Origin of the sequence: Candidatus Defluviilinea gracilis, from assembly GCA_016716235.1 — a bacterium.
Classification (GTDB): Bacteria; Chloroflexota; Anaerolineae; order Anaerolineales; family Villigracilaceae; genus Defluviilinea; species Defluviilinea gracilis.
Genome location: JADJWS010000001.1, coordinates 1081157 through 1102080 on the forward strand (window position 1 = coordinate 1081157; position 20924 = coordinate 1102080).

25 protein-coding genes are annotated in these 20924 nt (G+C 51.2%); 17 read left to right on the forward strand and 8 right to left on the reverse strand.

Annotated features, from left to right (window positions below):
- Positions 1-76 precede the first annotated feature (76 nt).
- The 5 genes from IPM31_05055 to pdxS all read right to left on the reverse strand — a co-directional run bounded on the left by IPM31_05055 (position 77) and on the right by pdxS (position 3266).
- Entirely contained in the window at positions 77-304 is a 228-nt protein-coding gene (locus tag IPM31_05055; protein MBK9006344.1) for a type II toxin-antitoxin system MqsA family antitoxin, read from the reverse strand.
- Between the two features lie 9 nt (positions 305-313).
- Entirely contained in the window at positions 314-571 is a 258-nt protein-coding gene (locus IPM31_05060) for a DUF4258 domain-containing protein (protein MBK9006345.1), read from the reverse strand.
- Positions 572-629: 58 nt separating this feature from the next.
- Positions 630-1550 carry a hypothetical protein gene (locus IPM31_05065; protein ID MBK9006346.1) on the reverse strand — a complete coding sequence of 307 codons (921 nt, stop codon included), beginning with the start codon at positions 1548-1550 and terminating at the stop codon, positions 630-632.
- A 166-nt stretch (positions 1551-1716) separates the two neighbouring features.
- The gene (gene pdxT, locus IPM31_05070; protein MBK9006347.1) at positions 1717-2295 is read right to left on the reverse strand and encodes a pyridoxal 5'-phosphate synthase glutaminase subunit PdxT; all 579 of its coding nucleotides are present in this window, start codon (positions 2293-2295) and stop codon (positions 1717-1719) included.
- Positions 2296-2378: 83 nt separating this feature from the next.
- Complete coding sequence (gene pdxS / locus IPM31_05075) at positions 2379-3266, reverse strand: pyridoxal 5'-phosphate synthase lyase subunit PdxS (protein MBK9006348.1); 888 nt, start codon at positions 3264-3266, stop codon at positions 2379-2381.
- A gap of 251 nt (positions 3267-3517) precedes the next feature.
- Between pdxS and IPM31_05080 the strand changes: the two genes are divergently transcribed.
- The 6 genes from IPM31_05080 to IPM31_05105 all read left to right on the forward strand — a co-directional run bounded on the left by IPM31_05080 (position 3518) and on the right by IPM31_05105 (position 8289).
- On the forward strand, positions 3518-3934 hold the full coding sequence (locus tag IPM31_05080) for a GntR family transcriptional regulator (GenBank protein ID MBK9006349.1): 417 nt from the start codon (positions 3518-3520) through the stop codon (positions 3932-3934).
- 87 nt (positions 3935-4021) lie between these two features.
- A complete protein-coding gene (locus tag IPM31_05085; protein ID MBK9006350.1) occupies positions 4022-4954 on the forward strand; it encodes a slipin family protein in 933 nt (310 codons plus the stop codon).
- A gap of 38 nt (positions 4955-4992) precedes the next feature.
- Complete coding sequence (locus IPM31_05090) at positions 4993-5637, forward strand: SdpI family protein (GenBank protein MBK9006351.1); 645 nt, start codon at positions 4993-4995, stop codon at positions 5635-5637.
- A gap of 52 nt (positions 5638-5689) precedes the next feature.
- Positions 5690-5911, forward strand: coding sequence for a hypothetical protein (locus IPM31_05095; protein MBK9006352.1), 222 nt, complete (start codon positions 5690-5692; stop codon positions 5909-5911).
- A gap of 19 nt (positions 5912-5930) precedes the next feature.
- Positions 5931-6710, forward strand: coding sequence for a YhfC family intramembrane metalloprotease (locus IPM31_05100; GenBank protein MBK9006353.1), 780 nt, complete (start codon positions 5931-5933; stop codon positions 6708-6710).
- 130 nt (positions 6711-6840) lie between these two features.
- Entirely contained in the window at positions 6841-8289 is a 1449-nt protein-coding gene (locus IPM31_05105) for a glycosyltransferase family 39 protein (protein MBK9006354.1), read from the forward strand.
- Positions 8290-8868: 579 nt separating this feature from the next.
- On the opposite strand, the gene icd is transcribed toward IPM31_05105, so the two are convergent.
- Both icd and IPM31_05115 read right to left on the reverse strand, forming a co-directional pair.
- Entirely contained in the window at positions 8869-10425 is a 1557-nt protein-coding gene (icd, locus tag IPM31_05110; GenBank protein ID MBK9006355.1) for an NADP-dependent isocitrate dehydrogenase, read from the reverse strand.
- A 241-nt stretch (positions 10426-10666) separates the two neighbouring features.
- A complete protein-coding gene (locus IPM31_05115) occupies positions 10667-10942 on the reverse strand; it encodes an antitoxin (GenBank protein ID MBK9006356.1) in 276 nt (91 codons plus the stop codon).
- Between the two features lie 131 nt (positions 10943-11073).
- Between IPM31_05115 and IPM31_05120 the strand changes: the two genes are divergently transcribed.
- The 9 genes from IPM31_05120 (at position 11074) to IPM31_05160 (ending at position 19298) form a co-directional block, all read left to right on the forward strand.
- A complete protein-coding gene (locus IPM31_05120) occupies positions 11074-12144 on the forward strand; it encodes an amidohydrolase family protein (protein MBK9006357.1) in 1071 nt (356 codons plus the stop codon).
- A complete protein-coding gene (locus IPM31_05125; GenBank protein MBK9006358.1) occupies positions 12144-12479 on the forward strand; it encodes a cytochrome C biogenesis protein in 336 nt (111 codons plus the stop codon). Before IPM31_05120 ends, IPM31_05125 begins: the two co-directional genes overlap by 1 nt.
- A gap of 151 nt (positions 12480-12630) precedes the next feature.
- Entirely contained in the window at positions 12631-13857 is a 1227-nt protein-coding gene (locus IPM31_05130; protein MBK9006359.1) for a PD40 domain-containing protein, read from the forward strand.
- A 180-nt stretch (positions 13858-14037) separates the two neighbouring features.
- Positions 14038-15015: an aspartate carbamoyltransferase gene (pyrB, locus tag IPM31_05135; GenBank protein ID MBK9006360.1), complete on the forward strand. Its 978-nt coding sequence runs from the start codon at positions 14038-14040 to the stop codon at positions 15013-15015.
- Between the two features lie 84 nt (positions 15016-15099).
- Positions 15100-15939, forward strand: a complete 840-nt coding sequence (pyrF, locus tag IPM31_05140) for an orotidine-5'-phosphate decarboxylase (GenBank protein MBK9006361.1) — start codon at positions 15100-15102, stop codon at positions 15937-15939.
- 42 nt (positions 15940-15981) lie between these two features.
- Positions 15982-17109, forward strand: coding sequence for an ATP-binding protein (locus IPM31_05145; protein MBK9006362.1), 1128 nt, complete (start codon positions 15982-15984; stop codon positions 17107-17109).
- 86 nt (positions 17110-17195) lie between these two features.
- On the forward strand, positions 17196-18134 hold the full coding sequence (locus IPM31_05150) for a D-2-hydroxyacid dehydrogenase (protein ID MBK9006363.1): 939 nt from the start codon (positions 17196-17198) through the stop codon (positions 18132-18134).
- 109 nt (positions 18135-18243) lie between these two features.
- Positions 18244-18852, forward strand: coding sequence for an orotate phosphoribosyltransferase (locus IPM31_05155; GenBank protein ID MBK9006364.1), 609 nt, complete (start codon positions 18244-18246; stop codon positions 18850-18852).
- Entirely contained in the window at positions 18852-19298 is a 447-nt protein-coding gene (locus tag IPM31_05160; protein MBK9006365.1) for a hypothetical protein, read from the forward strand. Before IPM31_05155 ends, IPM31_05160 begins: the two co-directional genes overlap by 1 nt.
- Positions 19299-19450: 152 nt before the next feature.
- On the opposite strand, the gene IPM31_05165 is transcribed toward IPM31_05160, so the two are convergent.
- Complete coding sequence (locus IPM31_05165) at positions 19451-19834, reverse strand: nucleotidyltransferase domain-containing protein (GenBank protein MBK9006366.1); 384 nt, start codon at positions 19832-19834, stop codon at positions 19451-19453.
- Between the two features lie 59 nt (positions 19835-19893).
- On the opposite strand from IPM31_05165, the gene IPM31_05170 reads away from it, so the two are divergent.
- Positions 19894-20358: a DUF1905 domain-containing protein gene (locus tag IPM31_05170; GenBank protein ID MBK9006367.1), complete on the forward strand. Its 465-nt coding sequence runs from the start codon at positions 19894-19896 to the stop codon at positions 20356-20358.
- A 55-nt stretch (positions 20359-20413) separates the two neighbouring features.
- Positions 20414-20923: a DinB family protein gene (locus tag IPM31_05175; GenBank protein ID MBK9006368.1), complete on the forward strand. Its 510-nt coding sequence runs from the start codon at positions 20414-20416 to the stop codon at positions 20921-20923.
- The last annotated feature ends 1 nt before the right edge of the window (position 20924 follow it).

A 20924-nucleotide genomic window follows, 5' to 3' on the forward strand; every position in this document is an offset into this window, starting at 1 on the left:
AATACGGAAATCCCCGCGTGATAGGTTCGATTCAGATAAAAACGCCTTGCGAGGATTTCCATCGCAAGGCTTGGCTTTAGACAAATTCAGCAACAGCAACACTCCGCCGTTTGGCGAAATTCTTGCGATGGGTTTTGATTCGCTCGATTTCGTGCAATGTTTCCGCTGTGAGGTAACTTTCTCCACAATGAGGACAGGATACAACAGGCACGTTTTCAATGACGAGCAAATTCTCGCCCTTTCCATAACTGCGCGTCACATAACGGATGCGAGCGCCTTCCTTTCCACAAATATCACAAATCATGGTTTGCTCCTACTCACGATAGACGGTAATGATCACCAACATCGATGTAACGCTTATCTTTCCAACTACACAGGCGATGCTTCCTTCAATTGTTCCGCCTTCAATGATGTACTTCCATTCGGCTGTTTCCGAATCCTTTTGTCTTTCGGTGATCTTGCCTGTCAAAATGAGACTCTCAACATCAAAAATAGATAATTCATCTTCATCCATTTCTTCTTCAGCATGCAGGGTCATCACATACTGCCTGCTACGGATTTTCTCCCGCATCTGTTGAAGGATTCGTTCGTACACATCATCTCCTGATTAATTTTATCACGGCAATGGCTTACTTCTTCCCCTCAACCCGACTCACCCGCGAAGGCTGAACGCTCACTCCCTTCGGCACAGCGGATGCGGGCAAGCCTTCCTTCACCAGCCGCGCGAGGTGTTTCACCATCACCGCCTGGCGCGGACCCGACTTCGCGCCCAAGTCTGCAAGCACGGGTTCGAGCCATGCCTGATACGAACGGACACACACATACACGGGACGAGAACGTCTGTCGGGTAGTTGGCTGATCAACGAGGCAAGTTTCGCGCTCACATCGGTCGCTTCGGGATGGATGAGCGGCGTCAACACAATTCCATGCGCTCCATGCGTCACGCTGACGTGGCATTTCGCGCCATCGTTGCTCAGCCATCCAAGCGGTGTCTTTGGCTGTGGTTCGACAGGTTGCAACAGTGGCGGGACAATTTGATGATACAGACTCTGCACCGCAGGAAGATGAACGGAGCGGACTCGGCTCCACGCTTCGTTCTTCGCCTCAGCCTGCTCCCCCATCCCAGACATTTCCCACATCCTCTGCCATGCGTAGACGGAGAATCCCGATTTCCGCAGAGGCACGAACGCATCGCTGACCTCGTCCACTTCTGCAAGAACGTGGAACGCGCCCCATGTCCCTGCTTGGGCGGATAGGTTTTCGATCAACGCGGGCAATTCGGGGTGAGTCAGATTCGACAACGGCGCAAGATACAGCAACTTTGCAAACGTATCTTCCTGCGAATGGATTATCCCGCCTAGCACCGAGTCATGTTCGCCGTTTGCGATCGCGCCATAGACGTGCCGCGCGGGATTCATGTACGCGAGCAATCGCACCGCGCCGAGCGGATTCCCCCGAGTCAACGTGCGCGCCGTATCCAACCCTATCGCCTCATCGCGGAAGCGATACAGTTGCGGAAGGTCCAACAAAGCAAGCGGTCGGATGGACATATTCAATTTTTACCACAAAGTACACAAAGAGCACAAAGGTTTAATTGCGCGGCGCAACGTGATGACTTCTACTTGACCATCTTTCGCCAAGGTTTAAAACAAAGAACCACAACCATCACTCAACCAACCTTAGTGACCTTCGTGTACTTCGTGGTTAAACGATTTCTCAATCAACCAGTGTCAAAAAATATTTATGGAAGCGCGTGTCGTCCGTCAGTTCGGGGTGAAACGACGTGGCGAGGAGATGTCCCTGTTGCGCGGCAACAATCCTCCCGTCGGAAACCGAGGCGAGAATCTTTGCATCCCCGCTCACCGACTCGATGATCGGCGCGCGGATGAAGATCGCGTGATAATCTTCCTTTGTGCCTGTGGCTTGTTTGAGTTCAGGAATATCCAAATCCGTTTCAAACGAATCGATCTGACGACCGAACGCATTGCGTTGCACTTTGATATCCATCAATCCAAGCAGAGGCTGGTCGCGGCTCACATCTTTTGAAAGAAAGATCGCGCCCGCACACGTTCCCCAGATCGCATGGCGTTGACCGAATGTCTTCAACGAATCCATCAAGTTGTACGCGACGGCGAGTTTGCCAATCGTCGTAGACTCGCCGCCAGGGATGATGAGCCCGTCGAGTCCCTTGAGATGTTCAGGCAAACGCACTTCGGATGCTTCCACGTTCAAGCGCTTGAGCATCACGATATGTTCAGCGAAGTCTCCTTGTAAGGCAAGTACTCCAATCTTCATAGTTGTAGTCAATTCAAAGTCAAGAGTAATCAGTCATCAGTTATCAGGCTGCTCACTGATGACTGATCACTGCTCACTATCTTTTACCAACCCCTCCCCGCGATCTTCTCCGCCTCGGGCATCTGCGACACATTACGCCCGACCATCGCCTCGCCGAGATTCTTGCTCACCTCCGCGAGAATGGACGCGTCTTGATAATGCGTCACCGCTTTGACGATTGCATTCGCGCGCTTCGCGGGATCGCCGCTCTTGAAGATTCCCGAACCGACGAACACGCCGTCCACGCCGAGTTGCATCATCAACGCGGCATCGGCGGGAGTCGCAACTCCGCCCGCGGCAAAATTGACAACGGGCATGCGCCCGAGTTCTTTCGTCTCTTTCACCAATTCATACGGCGCGCCGATCTCTTTTGAATAGCGCATCAACTCTTCGTCAGCCATCGTGGTCAACTTGCGAATATCGCCCAACACGGTCCGCGCGTGACGCACCGCCTCGACCACATCGCCCGTCCCTGCTTCACCTTTCGTGCGGATCATCGCCGCGCCTTCACCCACGCGTCGCAACGCCTCGCCGAGATTACGGCATCCGCACACGAACGGCACAGTGAAGTTATGTTTCAAAATATGATTCGATTCATCGGCGGGCGTCAGCACTTCCGACTCGTCAATGTAATCCACGCCCAGCGACTCAAGAATCTGCGCTTCGACAAAATGTCCGATGCGGCACTTCGCCATCACAGGGATCGAAACCGAATCGATAATTTTCAAAATCAATTCAGGGTCGCTCATACGCGCCACGCCGCCGTCCGCGCGAATATCAGCAGGCACACGTTCAAGCGCCATCACCGCGCACGCGCCCGCATCCTCCGCGATCTTCGCATGTTCCGCCGTCACCACATCCATGATGACGCCGCCCTTCAACATTTGCGCCAGCCCTTTTTTCTCCGTCCACGTACCAGTTTTTACTTCCATTTTTACTCCTTGGATTTCTCGCGCATGGATTTTTTATCCACGCGATGACTTAATCTTTTCATTTTGGATTCTACCACGCAGGACAAAACGCCTCACCCGAAGGGACGGCTGATTCTGCTTCCTGAAAATTTTTCCACGCTTGAGGATTCTCCCTCACCCCATCCCCTCTCCCGCTGGGAGAGGGGATTCTTGCCTCTTGACAAAATCTCCCGAAAGCATACAATTGTGACAATGATACAATTAGTACAATTATGACAAACAAAAAACTCACCCTCCAAATAGATTTCCGCTCGGGCTTGCCGATCTACACGCAGATCGTCAATCAGGTGCAGGCGCAAGTAGCCAGCGGAATTCTCAAACCAGACGATCAACTTCCAACCGTGCGCGCGTTGGCGGAAGAACTGCGCGTCAACTTCAACACGGTTGCGCGAGCGTATCGTATTTTGGATGAAGCGAGAATCATATCCACGCAACAAGGACGTGGGACATTCATTACCGAGATCCCGCCGCCGAAAGTGACGGAACGTCTGCGCAGAGAATCGCTCGAGGCGTTGACGCAACGATACATCGGCGAAGCGCTGAGGCTGGGATTCTCGAAGAGCGAGGTCCGCCAAATGGTTAGCGACCAGCTCAAAGCGTGGAGTGAAGCGAGTAAGTCCGAAGAATAAATCGTAGCAACGAATTTATTCGTCCAGTGAACGACTGAAGTCGTTACTACGGAAGAACTAAAGGAGAATGAAATGGATACAAAATTTATGAAATCAATAGTTGAAAAGAAAAAATCACGGCAAGCAGATCCGCATATCCCGCCAATCGCATGGTTTCTGTTCATCGTCCTGCTGACAGGATTGATCAAGGGAATAATCTATCTTGATCTCATTGGGGCAACAGACCTGCAAATTACGCTGTTCACGTTTCCGATGCTTGTGCTTGCCATGTATGGGTTATTCGCCATCAAAGTGGCGTCACAATGGGAAAAAGCAGTGGTTTTGCGGCTCGGAAAATTCAAAAAACTCGCCGGACCTGGCGCTTTTTGGATCGTCCCAATCGTTGACTCGATTCCAACGTGGATTGATCATCGCGTGATGGTCACGCCGTTTGCCGCGCAGAAAACACTGACGAAAGATACGGTGCCTGTGGATGTGGACGCGGTACTGTTTTGGGTTGTATGGGATGCCGAGAAAGCCGCGCTCGAAGTGGAAAACTATCGCGCCGCTGTTGACTGGGCGGCACAAACAGCTTTGCGCGACATCATCGGTCGCATGATGCTGGCGGATATTCTCGTGGGACGAAGCGTCATTGATAAAGAACTGCAACAAGTGATTGACGAACGCACCACACCCTGGGGCGTGACCGTGCAGTCGGTTGAGATACGCGACATTGTCATCCCGCAGGATTTGGAAGATACCATGTCGCGGCAAGCGCAGGCGGAGCGTGAGCGTCAAGCCCGCGTGATCCTCGGCGAATCGGAGAAGCAGATCGCCGAATCGTTTGCCGAGGCGTCAAAGGCTTACGCGGATAACCCAACCGCCTTGCACCTCCGCGCGATGAACATGCTCTTTGAAGGCTTGAAAGAAAAAGGCGCGCTGGTGATCGTCCCCAGTTCGGCTGTGGACACGATGAATCTCGGCGGACTCAGCGGCGTCGTCTCGATGGCGCAGAATAACTTGCCGAAGGAAAATAAGTAGAGCGAGATACTATATCGCTCTACGAAAGGAAAATCAAAATGTCAACTCGAACAACCATCTTTATTTCTGTCGCCCTTATCGCCATCGCGATACTGGCGGGACTCCTGCTTTGGAGCCGTCTGCCCGATCCCATGCCTGCGCATTGGAATGCGGCAGGCGAGATTGACGGTTATATGTCCAAATTCTGGGGTGTATTTCTCATACCGATCATCAGCATCGCGCTGGCGGGTTTGTTCCTGATCATCCCAAACATTGACCCGCTCAAGGCAAATATCGCCCAATTCCGCGCCACCTTTAACTGGTTCATCGTGGTCTTTGTGGTGTATATGCTCTACGTCTATGCCCTGACCCTCTTTGCCGCGCTCGGAACCTCTTTCAACATGACGCTCATGCTTTTACCAGCGGTCGGACTGCTCTTCATTGGCATAGGCTATTTGATGAACGGAGCAAAACGCAACTTCTTTATCGGCATCCGCACCCCCTGGACACTCTCAAGCGATACGGTCTGGGATGAAACGCATAAACTCGGCTCCAAACTGTTCATGCTGGGCGGTGTGGTCACCATCCTTTGCGCGTTTCTAGGCGAATCAGGGATATGGATCATGCTGGTCGCCATGCTCGGCGCCGCCTTTGCACCGATCGTCTATTCGTATGTGTTGTATCAGCGAGAAACAAAAGCCTAGCCAAACGGAGCGGGACTCCCCCCGCCCCGTTTCACGTGAAACGGAGGCTCACATGAGCGACGAAATCAAACTATGGGAATATCGCGTCCAGACCATCGGAAGTATGTTTGGATCGAAAGATGAAGATATTCAAGAAAAACTCGATGAATGGGGCTTGGAAGGCTGGGAAGCCATCAATGTGTACACACCATACGGAAGCGGTAAGATCACCATGGTCGCCAAACGTCCGCTCACCGAACGCGCGCGGCGGATGCGTTCCATGCCGTCGCAATAAATCATAAGGAGAAAATACTATGTTGACCGCAGCGTATGTTGTAAGTTTTATGGGGATGATCCTGTTGCCTATCATTTTATGGATCGTCTTCACCCGCAAGTACTCGCTCTCATGGAAGTTCGTACTTGCGGGCGGCTTGACCTTTATCGCCTCGCAGATTTTACACATCCCTCTTGTGGTGGGATTGAACAAGTTCCTACAAAACACATCACTCCTGGTTACCGCCATCGTTCTTGGCCTGCTGGCGGGAGTGTTTGAGGAAACGGCGCGTTATATCCTGTTCAAATTCATTTTGAAGAGATCGCGTTCATGGAAGGAAGGCGTGCTGGTCGGCTTGGGTCACGGTGGGACGGAGGCGATCTTGATCGGCCTTTCTGTCGCATTAACGCTTGTAAACATGATCGCCTATAAAAATATAGATCTGTCCACAGTGCCGAGCATCCCGCCTGAACAACTTGAGTTGGCAAAACAGCAAGTGGAAGCGTTCTGGTCCGCGCAGCCTTTCATGGCATTACTGGGATTCTTCGAACGGGTCTTTGCGATGTGTTTGCACGTATGTTTGTCGTTGATAGTGCTGTATGGGCTTACAAAGAAACAAGCCGTTTGGTTCTGGCTGGCTCTGCTATGGCACGCCTTCGTGGACGCGGTCGCTGTGTATGCGGGTCAATCCATCGGCGCTTTACCAACTGAGGGTCTTATCGCCATCTTTGCCGCGATCAGCGTGTGGATCGTTTTCAAGATGAGACCAAAGTTTGAGCAAATTAACGAAGTCGGCGAACAGGAAATAGTCGCAGGGTAGAACAAGACTTCCAAAGCCGAATCAGGTTGAGGCGGGAGGCGAAGCGGGCCATCCATCCAGATAAACAGGATTAATTATTTGTCTATACAAATAATTAATCCGTTCTTTTTATCGAGAGTACAATCAGCGCATGAAAAAATTGTTGCATCCGCTGTTGCTCATTATTTTTGTTTCGACGTTGATCGGCGCGGGCATGTTGCGGCGCGGGCATGAATGGGGCGACGATTGGGCGTGGTATGTGTTGCAAGCAAAAAGTATTGTGGATGGTTCGTTGGATGAATTTATCGAGATCAGCGATTTCACAAATTATCAATCCACAACGCATCTTGGACCACTCGCCTACCCATGGGGCTACCCATTGATCTTGGTTCCTTTTTACGCGCTGAACGGAATCAGCCCGATGACGTTGAAGATTCCCGGGCTACTTTTTTTTGCGGGATTATTAGTTTGCTTGTATCTCTTTGCAAGATCGCGCCTCACGCGGACCGAAAGCCTGATCTTCGTGTCGTTGTTCGCATTCAGCCCAATGTTGTTGGAATTTCTCGATTACATTCTTTCGGATATTCCATTTCTTTTCTTTTCGACACTGACTTTATTTCTCGTAACACAACAAAACGAATCGCGGACACGCTACGCGCTGATCGGCGCGTCTATCTTCTTCACAACCTTCCTGCGCGCTACGGGACTTCTCCTGCTCGGTTGTTTTTTGATGATCGAGTTTTTCAAATTGATTGCCCAACGCAAAGATCGGAACGTCGTCAAACGAATCGTTTTGAACTCCTTTATTGTTTGCGCAGTGTTCGCCGTATTATGGATTGCGAATATGCTGTTATTTCCCGGCGGAGGCGAGTCTTATCTTTCGCAATATAAAAACCTGACCGTTGATCTCGTCATCGGTTTTATTGGCGCATACTTCAAAGTGTACGGCTGGTTTTTCGGTGAGTCGGCAGGATGGCAATACCTTTACTACTTTGTTTTGGCTTTCGCCCTGCTCGGCGCATGGATTCGGCGCCGCGATGAGTTGTACTTTATCATCTTCTTCGCTGTGTGGATGCTTGTTCACATCACTTATCCCTACTGGCAGGGACCGCGATACATCTTCCCGCTTTTGCCTATCTTCATTTACTTTGCATTTCAGGGGATGAAATTTGCAATCGGAAAACTTTCTGATCAGCGCCAAGTAACCGCTCAGCGCGTGATGTACGGTTTTTGGATCGCAATTGCTGGTTATTTCCTTGTTACATCAAGTATCACCTCCATCAATAATGTGCAAACCGGACGAAAGATCAACGGACCGTTCGACCCAATGAGCGTCGAAGTGTACGACTGGGTGGCAAGAAAAACTCCGCCCGACAGTGTGTTGATCTTCTATAAAGCTCGCGTGATGAGATTAATGACAGATCATCCATCGATCATGATCAATCAATGTGACGGGATGCTGAAAGGCGATTATTTGATCCTCAGTAAGAAGGTTGGCAAGAACAACCAAGTTCCGCCGGAGGAAATTGGCGCATGCGATCTTCTTTTGGACAAGGAATTAGAAAATCGAAGATTTGTGATTTACAGGATCGTGAAATAACGCCAAAGCCATCCTAAGAAACGAGAACTTGAGAGCTTATGCTCTTTTTACGTCCTTTTCCCCGTCTATGCTTAACATAAAAAAGGATGTCGCCTTTCGCTTTTTTGCATAACGGCATCCTGTCATACACAATTTAATTGATGGACATGAATGGCACGGCTCTTAAGTGGTACAGCTTCCTAATCGGGGTCGTTATAGATCGTCAAGCAAACCAATCCTGAATTTATCGAAGAAAAGGTCACGATCCGCACGCCGCCAGTATTTAAATCGTATCGCCGCATCCCAGGGTTCTCAGCGGGCGACCTTGATCAACAAGGTCAAGCTCCATTGCTTTCGTTCGGGCTTTTGCCATTCATGTTAACCGCATTATACTTGCGCCTAGTTTCTTTGGTATCAAATGACGGCGCTCGCCCGTATTTATAGGTTCTCAGGACTTCACGAAAGTTCAGGCGACAGTTTGATTTGCTTGGCAAATCGTGTCGCCTACCTTGACGCAGTGCAACTGTTTCAAGGCAGGGGAAGGGCTCAGCACGACATCGTCAACAAAAAAAGTCGGGACTCGCAAGTCCCGACTTTCGTTTACTTCCTCGTTTTCTTTTTCGCAGCCTTCTTCACCAACTTTTTCTTTACCACTTTCTTCGGCGCAGACTTCTTCCCCTTCGGGGACGATGTCACAACCTTCTTCTTCGCCGTGACCTTCGACTTTCCACTTTCCATTCTCTTCGCTGGCGTCTTCTCCATCCACTTGATCACCGCATCGCCAAACTCGGAGCATTTCACTTCCTTTACGTCGCTCATGTGACGGGCAAAATCGAACGTGACGGTCTTCGCCAAAATCGCGCCTTCCATGCCTTTGATGATGAGGTCTGCGGCTTCGGTCCAGCCCATATAGCGGAGCATCATCTCGCCAGAGAGAATCACCGAGCCAGGATTGACTTTATCCAAGTCGGCATATTTCGGCGCGGTGCCGTGTGTCGCCTCGAAGATGGCGTGACCTGTCACATAATTGATGTTCGCGCCTGGGGCGATTCCGATTCCGCCCACTTGCGCGGCGAGCGCGTCGGACAGATAATCGCCGTTCAAGTTCATCGTTGCGATCACATCGAAATCCGCGGGGCGTACAAGCACGAACTGCAACGTCACGTCGGCAATCGAATCTTTCAACAGTAGTTTTGTTTTCCATTTGCCGTCGCCGTGTGTGCCCCACAACTTCAGCGCGTCTTCCACTTCGGCTTTAATCTCCGCTTGTTGCGCGGGCGACATCATCCCAAAACCAGGGTCAACGATCTTCGCGTTATCTTCCACTGAAAGATCGGGCTTGCTTTCTTTGTTGTTGAAGATCCACGTTTCGCGTTCGGTCACAACATCGTTGCGATACTCGCGCTTCGCAAGATCATATGCCCAATCTTTGAACGCGCCTTCGGTGAACTTCATGATGTTGCCTTTGTGCACGAAGTTGATACTGCGACGTTTGTTCAGCAAAGCATAATCAATTGCGGCGCGCACGAGTCGCTCTGTTCCATCAACCGACACAGGCTTGAATCCGATCCCGCTCGAATCGGGGAAGCGGATCTTGGCATATTCTTTTGGAAACGACTCTTTCAGAATCGCCTTGAACTTTGCATTATCTTCCGTGCCGTTGGCGAATTCGATGCCTGCGTAAATATCCTCCGTGTTTTCGCGGAAGATGACCATGTCCACTTTTTCGGGCGTCTTCACAGGCGAAGGCACGCCGTTGAAATATCGCACAGGTCGCAGGCACACGTACAGATCGAGCAGTTTGCGGAGCGCGACGTTCAACGAGCGGATGCCGCCTCCAATCGGGGTCGTGAGCGGTCCTTTAATCCCAACCAAAAATTCGGTGAACGCTTCCACCGTTTCGTCGGGCAACCAACTCTGGAACATCTTATACGACTTCTCGCCCGCGTACACTTCCATCCAATGGATTTTGCGTTTGCCGCCGTATGCTTTTTGTACCGCCGCGTCGAACACACGCGACGATGCGCGCCAAATATCGCGCCCCGTGCCGTCGCCCTCCACGAACGGGATGATCGGATTGTCGGGAACGTTTAACTTCCCATTTTGAATTGAAATCTTTGCCCCACTCGCGGGGACTTTTACGTTTTGATACGCCATCGTTCTTATCTCCTTGCGAAAATTATGGCGGGATTATACACCGCCTCTTGACAGATTCCCCCGCCCGCATAGAATCACGCCGACATGACCAATCGCTTCATCCCCGACCTTCGGCCTGATTCAGTTTCCTCCAACTTTTCATCCCCCTTCAAAAGAGAGCCATCATCGGCTCTCTTTTTTTATCCACTTGACTCCCCTCTCCTTTTAGGAGAGGGGCTGGGGTGAGGTCGCGCTTCACAACCTACTTTTCTGTCAGTCCTCCGCTGGCATATTTATGCAACACGCTGGCAATCAATGTTTGGTAGGGAACACCTTCACGAATGGCGCGTTTTTGTAAACTCGTCAGGTCTTTGGAAGAAATGCGGATGTTGACACGCTTATCCTTCTTGAATGTGGCGCGCGCATACGCTTGATATTTCTCTTTTTGTTCTTTCACACTTTTTGCAGACTTCCACTCATCCTGCCCATACGAGACAAGCAGTTCGAGTTCGTCTTTATCAAGTTTTAGTTCAGTCATTTGTCATTATCCTTGCGTTATCTTGATTTCGATTGTAGCATTTTGTAATCTTCTGGGCAACAACTTGTTCTCAACTTGGAACTTGACACCTGATACTTGAAACCTGAAACCTGGAACCTGGAACCTGACTCATGCTCAAACTCCCTGGCCTAATTGACCCTCACGTCCACGTGCGCGAACCTGGGCAGACCCACAAAGAAGACTGGGACACCGTCACTCAAGCCGCGCTCGCGGGCGGCGTGACGATGATCCTCGCCATGCCGAATACGAAGCCTCCGATATTCGATAATTCGACACTGGATCTGGCTTTATCTGCCGCAAAAGGAAAAGCGCGTTGCGACTACGCCCAATTCCTCGGCGCAGGACCCGACAACGCCGACATCGCCGCATCCCTCGCGCCCAAAGCCGCAGGCTTGAAAATGTACCTCGACTCAACCTTCGGCGAACTCCGCCTAGATGACATGACATTATGGCAGCCGCACTTTGAAAAATTTCCAAAAGAATATCCCATCGTCTTGCACTCCGAATCCCGAACCATGGCGGCAGGGATTCTCTTCGCCGCGATCTATGACCGTCCCGTTCACATCGCGCACGTCTCATTGAAAGAGGAAATCCTCCTCGTCAAAGCCGCCAAAGAACGTGGTATCAAAGTGACGTGTGAAGTGTGTCCACATCATCTATTTCTAACAAAAGACCTGACAGGTTTCCAAAACCTGTCAGGTCTACCACCTGGAAGAAAAGAAGTCCGCCCACGCCTCGCCGCCCAAGAAGATGTAGACGCCCTCTGGCAAAACATGGATGTCATTGACTGCTTCGCCACCGACCACGCCCCTCACACTCTCGCAGAAAAAGATTCCGAGAATCCTCCGCCTGGATTCCCTGGGCTGGAAACATTGCTTCCTTTGTTGCTCACGGCTGTTGACGATGGACGATTGACGATGGACGATGTAATTCAGAAAAGTGTCGTCAACCCGCGCAGAATCTTCCACCTCCCCGAACAACCCGAAACATGGATCGAAGTGGACGAGTCCGCTGAATACGAGATCAAAGCCGAGGAGCAATTCACCCGCTGTGGCTGGACTCCGTTTGAGGGGTGGAAGGTCAAAGGCAAGGTGAGGAAAGTTGTGTTGCGTGGTAAAACTGCTTTTGAAGATGGGAAGGTTTTGGCAGAACAAGGTTATGGAAAGAATGTGAGGCAATGATGCAAAACTTCACCGACGTGAAACTAGAAATTTTCATCCCACAAGATCACGCGATGAAACTCGCCGACGCGCTTTCAGAGATCGGAGTAGGCGTGATCGGAAATTACGACCACTGCGTCGCGTTGACTCCCGTGCGCGGATTTTTTCGCCCGATGGAGGGAGCGAATCCATTTGAAGGGACAGTTGGTCAGATCAGCGAAGTGGCGGAGTATAAAATGGAAGTCAATTGCAAAGGCGAGTTGGTGAATGAGGCGATAAAGGTGATAAAGAGCGTGCATCCCTACGAAGAGCCGTTGATCAATGTCATTCCGCTGGCGAATCATCTTTTCAGATGAGATAAAAGTTTGGAAAGCCGCGTCAGTCTCCCTGTTCGTCCTGAGCCGTGTCGAAGGGACGAACGAACCGATGTAGATAGGTAAAAAAATGAAAAAATTAACCCTCATCCCAATGCTTCTTGCAATAATGGCATGTAGCTTATTCGTTCCAATGTCCCCCGCACCGCCAGCGACAGATACCCTCGTCCCGTTTCCGATTTCGCCCACCGAAACATTGATGGCAGTCTGTACGCCGCCTGCTTGCCGCGCTAATGAAACATATTTCTGCAACGGCGATTGCCCCGGCGGATGCGGTACAGTGTGTGCCACCGTCACGCCAGATGCGGCTTTTGCTCCGCTTGCGGCGGTTGACGGCGCGGGGAAGTGGATCGTCCGCACGGAGGAGAGTCTCGCTTTCCTCGATCCTGCTGGCGTAACATCGGGATTCCTTCTTCAACGGTTCTACGCGCCGGTAATTGATTTTGTTCTTGTGCGCAATGGAAACATCTATTCGTTGACCGACACAGGCGATGCCTCCCTCGAACTCAGGCAGGTGTATCCGCGCGAGCGATTGATCGCTGATTTGGATACGCGGCGTGATGTGGAAGGAAGTCCGCGCATCGCGCCGATATTTTCCTCCGACGGCACGAGCCTCGTTTGGAGCCGCGCCGATAAAGACGGAACGATGACGCGCTCGGTCTTCGTCACTTCGTTGGAAACGGGCGAGAGCCGCGAAGTCTGGCGCACGGAGTTGCCGGAGGAAGCAGCTGGTCATGCGCTCGTTCCGATCTTCTATGATGAGGCGCGGCAGATACTCGTCTACGCGTTGCACACGTTTTACAGCGGCATGACTCCCACGCAAGTCGCTTCGTTGTATCTTGCCGATGTTTCAACGGACACGATCACACCGCTTTGGACTCTCAATCCCGCTGAGATATATGCCGGCGTTTCGGCAACGGTCTCTGCGGATGGACGCCTGCTCGCCTACCTGACCTGGGGCGAACCCCAAGCCGACTTCACCCTGCCATGGACTCTTCACATCCGCGACCTCTCGAACGGATATGAAACAACATACGCTCTGAACGAAACATGGGAAAACGTGGAAGCCCATCTCTTTTCACCCGATAGCAACAAGTTGTTATTCACAGCCTCACGCCGCGACGCGAACGGAGACTATCAAACCGAAATGCTCGTCTTTGATCTGCAAACTCATACATGGAACAGCATTTACACTCCCGATTACGATACCAAACCTTATTTCAACCCGCGCGCATGGACGGACGGCGATTGGCTCATCCTCACCAATGCCGACGACGACTCCACATGGGTCATGCGCCCGAATGGCGAATCACTCACTCAGATCACGCCGCTGGAATGGGTAGGAATGCTTGAAGAGTAGAAAATGTAAATTGAATAGAATCAGCCTCACCCGAAGAAAGAAGCGTGGTTTTTAGTCTGCTAGTCTTCTGGTCTTCTAGTCACTTAGTCTCTAATCTCCAGTCTCCAATCTCTAATTCTCCAATTCTCAGATCTCTGTACCACCACCAATTACAAATTACCAATTACAAAAAGGAGTCCCATGCCAACAAATTCATCCTCCCCTCACCTGCCGTTCGGCGAAAATAAAACTGCCGAGTGGTATGGCAAAGACATTGTGTCGGTCAAACAGTTCAAGCGCGAAGATCTGGAATACGTCTTCGGCGTGGCGCACGAGATGCGCGGAATGGTCGAGCGCGTGGGGACGTTTGATTTGCTCAAAGGAAAAATTTTAGCGAACCTGTTTTACGAACCGTCCACGCGCACATCGTCGTCGTTCACCGCCGCGATGGAACGACTCGGCGGCTCGGTCATCCCGATCAACGAGGTGAAATATTCGTCGGTGACGAAAGGCGAAACGTTGACCGATACCGTGCGCACGCTCGAATGTTATGCCGATGTGATCGTGTTGCGACATCCCGAAACGGGATCGGCGGCGATCGCGGCAAAAGCGATGAAAAAGCCGCTCATCAACGCGGGCGACGGCACGGGCGAACATCCCACACAGGCGTTGCTCGACGCGTTCACGATCAGGGAGGAACTCAAGCAATTCGATGGACTCACCGTCACCATGCTCGGCGATCTGAAATACGGACGCACTGTGCATTCGCTGGCGCGTTTGCTGTCGTTGTTCAATGTGAAGTTGAATTACGTCTCGCCCGATATTTTGAAGATGCCGCAAGAAGTGATGGACGAAGTGAGCGAGAAAGGCATTTCACAAAAAGAATTTTCGTCGCTCGAAAAAGTTTTGCCCGAAACGGATGTGTTGTACGTGACGCGCGTGCAAAAAGAAAGATTTGAAGACCCCGCCGATTATGAAAAGGTCAAGAGCGCATACGTGATCGACCCCGCCATCATGCAAGCCGCGAAACAAAAGATGATCGTCATGCACCCGCTCCCGCGCGTCACCGAGATCAGCATGGATTTCGACGACGATCCACGCGCCGCCTACTTCCGCCAGATGGAATATGGTTTGTATGTGCGAATGGCGTTGTTGGCGATGGTGCTCGGGAAGGCATAGTGTCACGTTCCAAGTTTCACGTTTCAGGTCTACTTGAAACATGGAACTTGAAACATGGAACTCTAAAACATGGAACTCTAAAACATGGAAACTTTTTTTTCTTTTTTGGAAAAGCGCGTGGATGATTGCTCGTCATTGCTCTGTGTGGGACTTGACCCGCACGTCAGCGAGTTGACTTCTCCCAGCGCCGCTTCAGCCCTCGACTTCTGCCTGACTCTCGTTAAGGCGACCGCTCCCTACGCTGCGGCATTCAAACCCAACGCCGCGTTCTTCGAAGTCTTCGGCGCCGAGGGCTGGACCGCGCTCAAGCAAGTCATCGAAGCGATTGACGAAGAATCAAAACGACTCGGCTCGATGATCCCCGTCGTCCTCGACGCGAAACGCGGCGACATCGCCTCCACAGCCGAAGCATACGCAAAGTCTGTGTTTGAATCGCTCGGCGCGCATTGCGTGACGTTGAGTCCGTATCTTGGCAAAGACTCGATTGATCCCTTTTTAAATTATCCAGAGCGAGGCGTGTTCTTGTTGTGCAAAACATCGAATCCAGGTTCAGGTGATTTGCAAGATATATCCGTCGTAGGGGCGGACGGCCGTCCGCCCCTACCGTTACATGAACACGTCGCCCACCTCGCCCAATCATGGAATACCAACAACAACATCGGACTCGTCGTCGGCGCGACGCATGTGGAGGCGCTGAAACGCGTCCGTGCCGCCGCGCCTGATCTGTGGTTCCTCGCGCCTGGCGTTGGCGCTCAAGGCGGGGAGTTGGCGTCCGCTTTGCGAGCAGGCTTACGTCGGGATGGAAGCGGGATGTTGATCCCCGTCTCACGCGGAATCTCGCGGGCAAAGAATCCGAAGTTGGCGGCGGCGGAGATACGAGACCAGATGGTGCAGGTCAAAATGCAATTGACACAGGAAAAATAGCGTAATAAAATGAGTTAACTCACGAAATTACGCCAAAATACGATGCTTTACTCCCGCCTAATCGCCAATAATCTTGTCAGCGACTGTTTCCAAGGTCGTGTGATTATTCTCGTCGGCGCGCGGCAGACGGGTAAAACGACTCTGGCGCAAATGGCGCTGGAGCGGCTCGATGGGCGCAAGGTCCGATTTATCAATGGCGACGATCCGATAGACCGCGAGGCGCTGAACGATAAAAGCCTCGAGAGCCTCACGCGCATGGTGGGAGACGCGGAAGTTCTTTTCGTTGACGAAGGGCAAAAGATAAAAACCATCGGGCAAACGTTGAAACTGCTGGTGGATCATTACGGCGCGCAACGGCAGGTGATCGTTACAGGTTCGTCCACGATCAACCTGCTTGATTCCACGCAGGAGCCGCTGACGGGGAGAAAGTTCGTGTACAACCTGTATCCTCTGGCATTGTCGGAGATCGTTCCCGATGCGGATGTGTTGGAAATTCAAAAAAAATGGACTGACCTGCTTGTGTATGGTTCCTATCCGCGCGTGATCCAGCAGGATTCTTACGAGAGCAAGGCGCGCGAAGTGAGAGAGATCGCCGCCAGTTATTTGTATCGCGACATTTTGGAACTTCAGCAGGTTCGCAACCCTGAGGCTTTGAACAAGCTGGTGCAGGCGCTTGCCTTGCAGATCGGGTCGGAAGTTTCGTACGCCGAACTCGCCCAAACCATCGGCATGGATCGAATCTCCGTCGAACGTTATGTGCAACTGTTGGAGCGCAGTTTTGTTATCTTCCGCCTGCCGCCCTACTCGGGCAACAAAAGAAGGACGCTTTCGAAATTAAGAAAAATCTATTTTTGGGATGTCGGCGTGAGGAACGCGGTCATCCGCAATTTCAATCCGCTGGATTCGCGCGCAGACGGCGGCGCCCTGTTCGAAAATTGGATGATCGCCGAGCGGATGAAAATGAATGAATATCGGCGAAGCCTGAGTTCCTCCTATTTTTGGCGGACGTACGATGGAAGCGAAATTGATTACATCGAGGAGACCAATCAAAATCTTCAAGGCTTTGAATTCAAATTGAAGTTTTCAAAAACGAATCGTTCATTTGAAAAAGCAGGCATACCTGTAACGGTCATGGATGCGGAACGGATCGTGGAATTTCTTTATGGCTGACATGATTCAACTCTTCGATTGATGGTAACTTGCAGCGGAACTACAAGATGAAATCTTGAGCATTAGAAATGAAATCGGAAAACTTAATGGCTAAACTTTTGATCGTATCGGGACATGCCGACAAATATCGGCGTTTGCTTGAAAGGGCGGAATTGCCTGAGTTGAAAATCGTCACTGCAATGAATGCGACGGAAGCCGAGGCGGTTGGTTTGGATTGTGAGATCGTCCTTGGCGAGCCGAAATTGGTCCAGCCGCTTTTGATGAAGATGAAAAACTTGCGCTGGGCGCAATCCATGTATGCGGGCGTGGAGCAGTTTCTCGACCCGTCACTGCGCCGCGATTATATTTTGACGAACGCGCGCGGCGTGTTCGGCGATTTGATGTCTGAGTATGTGTTCGGGTATCTGCTCAATCATGAGCGGCGCATCTTTGAACGCTATCGCGCCCAACAGGAACATCGCTGGGACTCAAGCACAACGGGCATGTTGCGCGGAAAGACGATCGGGTTGCTTGGCGTCGGTTCGATCGGCGCAGTCATTGCAAAGACAGCAAAACATTTTGGAATGAGCGCGCGCGGATATACGCGCGCCAGCGAAGATTGCCCCGATGTGGATGCGTATTATCACGGAAACGATTTAATTGAGTTTGCCAAAGAGTTGGATTATCTAGTCGCCGTCCTGCCGAACACATCGGAGACGCATCGCATCGTGGACGCCTCATTGCTGAACGCCTTGCCCGCGCGCGCGATCTTCATCAACGTTGGGCGCGGCGGCGCAGTGGACGAATCCGCGCTGATCCATGCGCTCGAGTCGAAGCAGATCGCAGGCGCGGCGCTGGATGTGTTTGATCAAGAGCCGCTTCCGAAAGAGCATCCGTTTTGGACGACGCCGAATTTGTTGATGACCTTTCACACGTCCGCGCCCAGTTTGCCCGAGGACATTGTGCGAATCTTCCGTGAGAACTATCAGCGTTACCTGCGCGGCGTGGAATTAAAATACCAAGTTGATTTCGAACGCGGCTATTAGTTTTACAGCGCAAAGTCCGACGCTAGAGAGCGTCTCTTACACCATGGGCGTAGGCGGACGTTCTCTAACGTCCGCCTACCTTGCGCTGTAATATTGAGAAAGGATGCGAATGACTGACACGAACCCAAAACTTCACTCTCTGGCAGATGGTTTACTCGAGGCAGGCTGTATCAAATTCGGCGAGTTCACTCTCAAGTCGGGACTCACGAGTCCCATTTACATTGATCTCCGCCGCATCATCACCCATCCCAAACTTCTCGCGGATATTGCTCAAGCCTATTTGCCAATTCTCTCAACTCTCCAATTCTCTCGCATTGCAGGCTTGCCCTACGCCGCCATCCCCATCGCAACCGCCATCTCCCTCGCGGGAAACTATCCCATGATCTACCCGCGCAAGGAAGCCAAGTCCTATGGCACGAAAGCGGAGATCGAAGGCGAGTATCACGCAGGCGAGACGGTCGTCGTCATTGACGATCTCGCCACCACGGGCGGAAGTAAATTTGAAGCCATCGAAAAATTGACAGGCGCGGGCTTGGTCGTGAAGGATGTCGTCGTGCTGATTGATCGTCAATCGGGCGCGAAAGAGTCGCTGGCGGGGGCGGGATATTCCCTGCACGCGGTGTTGACGATCGGTCAATTGTTGGAGTATTGGGAGGAGACGGGGAAGGTGGAGAAGGATAAAATTGAGGCGACGAGGAAGTTTTTGAAAGACTCATAATGACTTATTTCAAAGATTTATCCCCCTATTCTTACTACGGAAATGAAGAATCGCTCAATATTGGCTGGCTGAGTGCGATAGAAGGTTTTGATATTGGCGATACAACAATTGAGTTTCGAGAAAAACTTTTTAGATTTTGCCTAGATGAAAATATTGTAAAAACCATGCGGGGATTCCATGAATGTGAACTTTGTGGGTTTTCATTCGATGAATGGAGCAGGGATCACCCTGCCTACGGTGATAATGCAAATTGGATGAGCATTGGAAATGGGGAGATACGTATTATAGGAAAAGGCGTGATTTATGCGGTACCCGCTTTGATTTATCATTATGTTGTAGAGCATCATTATATGCCGCCTCAGGAATTTATTGATGCAGTATTGACTGGCCCTCAACCCGGTTCTTTAGAATACAACACTTTATTGCAAAAGTATAAGAGAAGATGAGCTATACCCAAAAACACACCTTCACAGCCACCATCCTCAATGCAGGCGGCGCGTTCGTAAAATAAAAGAACTCGGAGTTTTCAAAAACTCCGAGTTCTGCTTTTGAATTCAGTTGACACTTTCTAAAAACTCTGCCAGCGCGGAGTACTCGCTCATAGTTCATTCCCATCGCGCAAGATGGTTTCTTGCATCGATTTCGTCGCATCTTCAAAAGCGATAAGATCTACGCTGATTTCTGGGTCCAAGCTTTGAAGTAATCCTACTGCCCTGTAGTATTGTCGTCCTGTTAATCCCCAAACAGCAAGATCAACGTCCGAATGGGCATGGAATAAATGCGGGTGAACGATGGAGCCAAACACCACAACTTTCTTTACGTCAAATTCACGCTTAAGAACTAATGCCGTGCGGCTGGCAATCTCGCTGGCTTTCTTAAAGCGCGAATCAGCCTGAGTCCGCGCGACATCCACGCGGCTTCTAAGCGCTTTTCGATACCGCTCCAAATCTGCGGGTGCAAGTGTGCTAAAAGTAAGCGACATTTTTCCTCGTTGAAATTATACACTCATTGTACATGTTAGAATAAACTTACGAGGGACCTATGCCCAACAAACACACCTTCACAGCCACCATATTGAACGCAGGCGGAGGCGGCGCGTTCGTGGACGTTCCCTTCGATGTGGAGAAAGCCTTCGGCGCGAAGAAACCCAAGGTCAAAGCCACGTTTGATGGGGTTCCGTATCGCGGCATGTTGGCGCGCATGGGCACGGACTATCACATCCTGATCATCCTCAAATCCATCCGCGAGCAGATCGGCAAGTCGTTTGGCGATAAGGTGAGAATCACGGTTGAGTTGGATACCGAGCCGCGCGAGGTCGAAGTCCCCAAAGATCTGATGAGAGAATTGAAACAGAATAAGGAAGCCAAAGCGTTCTTTGATAAACTTTCGTACTCGCACAAAAGAGAATATGTGATGTGGATCAACGAAGCGAAAAAGGAAGAGACGTGGCAGAATCGAATCGTCAAGATGATCGAGATGTTGAAACAAGGAAAGAAACGATCATAAGGCGGGATACCCCTTCGACAGGCTCAGGGCAAGCATCCCGCCCCACGGAGAAATTATGCAATTCAAAAATTATCTTGAAGAACTCTACGAGTACAACTACTGGGCGAACAAGCGTTATCTCGTTGTTGCAGAGACGCTCGATCACGAAAGCCTCTTCCACAAGCACGGACATTCATGGGAGACCGCCCACGCGATCCTTGTCCACATGATGAGTTCGGAGCGGATGTGGCGTCAGCGTTGGCTCGGCGAGAAGGGCGAGTTCCTCGATGCGAAAGATTTCCCCGATGTGAAATCCATCCGCGCGTATTGGGTGGAGGTGGAAAAGAACATGCGCGATTACGTTTCGGAGCAAACGGAGACCAGCCTGTGGCGCGATGTGACGTACACCAACCCCAAAGGCGAGACGTTCACGCTTCCGTTGTGGCAGATGATGGTCCAGCCGCCGAATCACAACACACATCACCGCGGCGAGCTGGCGGCGATGTTCGCGTTGATGAATGTTCCGCACCCTGAGGAGGAAATGATCCAGTATTTCTTGAATAAGAGCGGGCAGAAACGATTCTAAA

Bases quoted from the DNA above. Each gene is read 5' to 3' on its own strand.
- pdxT (MBK9006347.1), bottom strand. From the start codon at position 2,295: ATGAAGATTGGAGTACTTGCCTTACAAGGAGACTTCGCTGAACATATC.
- IPM31_05170 (MBK9006367.1), top strand. From the start codon at position 19,894: ATGCCCAACAAACACACCTTCACAGCCACCATATTGAACGCAGGCGGA.
- IPM31_05105 (MBK9006354.1), top strand. From the start codon at position 6,841: ATGAAAAAATTGTTGCATCCGCTGTTGCTCATTATTTTTGTTTCGACG.
- IPM31_05160 (MBK9006365.1), top strand. From the start codon at position 18,852: ATGACTTATTTCAAAGATTTATCCCCCTATTCTTACTACGGAAATGAA.
- IPM31_05125 (MBK9006358.1), top strand. From the start codon at position 12,144: ATGCAAAACTTCACCGACGTGAAACTAGAAATTTTCATCCCACAAGAT.
- IPM31_05100 (MBK9006353.1), top strand. From the start codon at position 5,931: ATGTTGACCGCAGCGTATGTTGTAAGTTTTATGGGGATGATCCTGTTG.
- IPM31_05165 (MBK9006366.1), bottom strand. From the start codon at position 19,834: ATGTCGCTTACTTTTAGCACACTTGCACCCGCAGATTTGGAGCGGTAT.
- IPM31_05055 (MBK9006344.1), bottom strand. From the start codon at position 304: ATGATTTGTGATATTTGTGGAAAGGAAGGCGCTCGCATCCGTTATGTG.
- IPM31_05095 (MBK9006352.1), top strand. From the start codon at position 5,690: ATGAGCGACGAAATCAAACTATGGGAATATCGCGTCCAGACCATCGGA.
- IPM31_05085 (MBK9006350.1), top strand. From the start codon at position 4,022: ATGAAATCAATAGTTGAAAAGAAAAAATCACGGCAAGCAGATCCGCAT.
- pyrB (MBK9006360.1), top strand. From the start codon at position 14,038: ATGCCAACAAATTCATCCTCCCCTCACCTGCCGTTCGGCGAAAATAAA.
- IPM31_05150 (MBK9006363.1), top strand. From the start codon at position 17,196: ATGGCTAAACTTTTGATCGTATCGGGACATGCCGACAAATATCGGCGT.
- pdxS (MBK9006348.1), bottom strand. From the start codon at position 3,266: ATGGAAGTAAAAACTGGTACGTGGACGGAGAAAAAAGGGCTGGCGCAA.
- IPM31_05145 (MBK9006362.1), top strand. From the start codon at position 15,982: ATGCTTTACTCCCGCCTAATCGCCAATAATCTTGTCAGCGACTGTTTC.
- IPM31_05060 (MBK9006345.1), bottom strand. From the start codon at position 571: ATGCGGGAGAAAATCCGTAGCAGGCAGTATGTGATGACCCTGCATGCT.
- IPM31_05130 (MBK9006359.1), top strand. From the start codon at position 12,631: ATGTCCCCCGCACCGCCAGCGACAGATACCCTCGTCCCGTTTCCGATT.
- pyrF (MBK9006361.1), top strand. From the start codon at position 15,100: ATGGAAACTTTTTTTTCTTTTTTGGAAAAGCGCGTGGATGATTGCTCG.
- icd (MBK9006355.1), bottom strand. From the start codon at position 10,425: ATGGCGTATCAAAACGTAAAAGTCCCCGCGAGTGGGGCAAAGATTTCA.
- IPM31_05120 (MBK9006357.1), top strand. From the start codon at position 11,074: ATGCTCAAACTCCCTGGCCTAATTGACCCTCACGTCCACGTGCGCGAA.
- IPM31_05175 (MBK9006368.1), top strand. From the start codon at position 20,414: ATGCAATTCAAAAATTATCTTGAAGAACTCTACGAGTACAACTACTGG.
- IPM31_05155 (MBK9006364.1), top strand. From the start codon at position 18,244: ATGACTGACACGAACCCAAAACTTCACTCTCTGGCAGATGGTTTACTC.
- IPM31_05080 (MBK9006349.1), top strand. From the start codon at position 3,518: ATGACAAACAAAAAACTCACCCTCCAAATAGATTTCCGCTCGGGCTTG.
- IPM31_05065 (MBK9006346.1), bottom strand. From the start codon at position 1,550: ATGTCCATCCGACCGCTTGCTTTGTTGGACCTTCCGCAACTGTATCGC.
- IPM31_05090 (MBK9006351.1), top strand. From the start codon at position 4,993: ATGTCAACTCGAACAACCATCTTTATTTCTGTCGCCCTTATCGCCATC.
- IPM31_05115 (MBK9006356.1), bottom strand. From the start codon at position 10,942: ATGACTGAACTAAAACTTGATAAAGACGAACTCGAACTGCTTGTCTCG.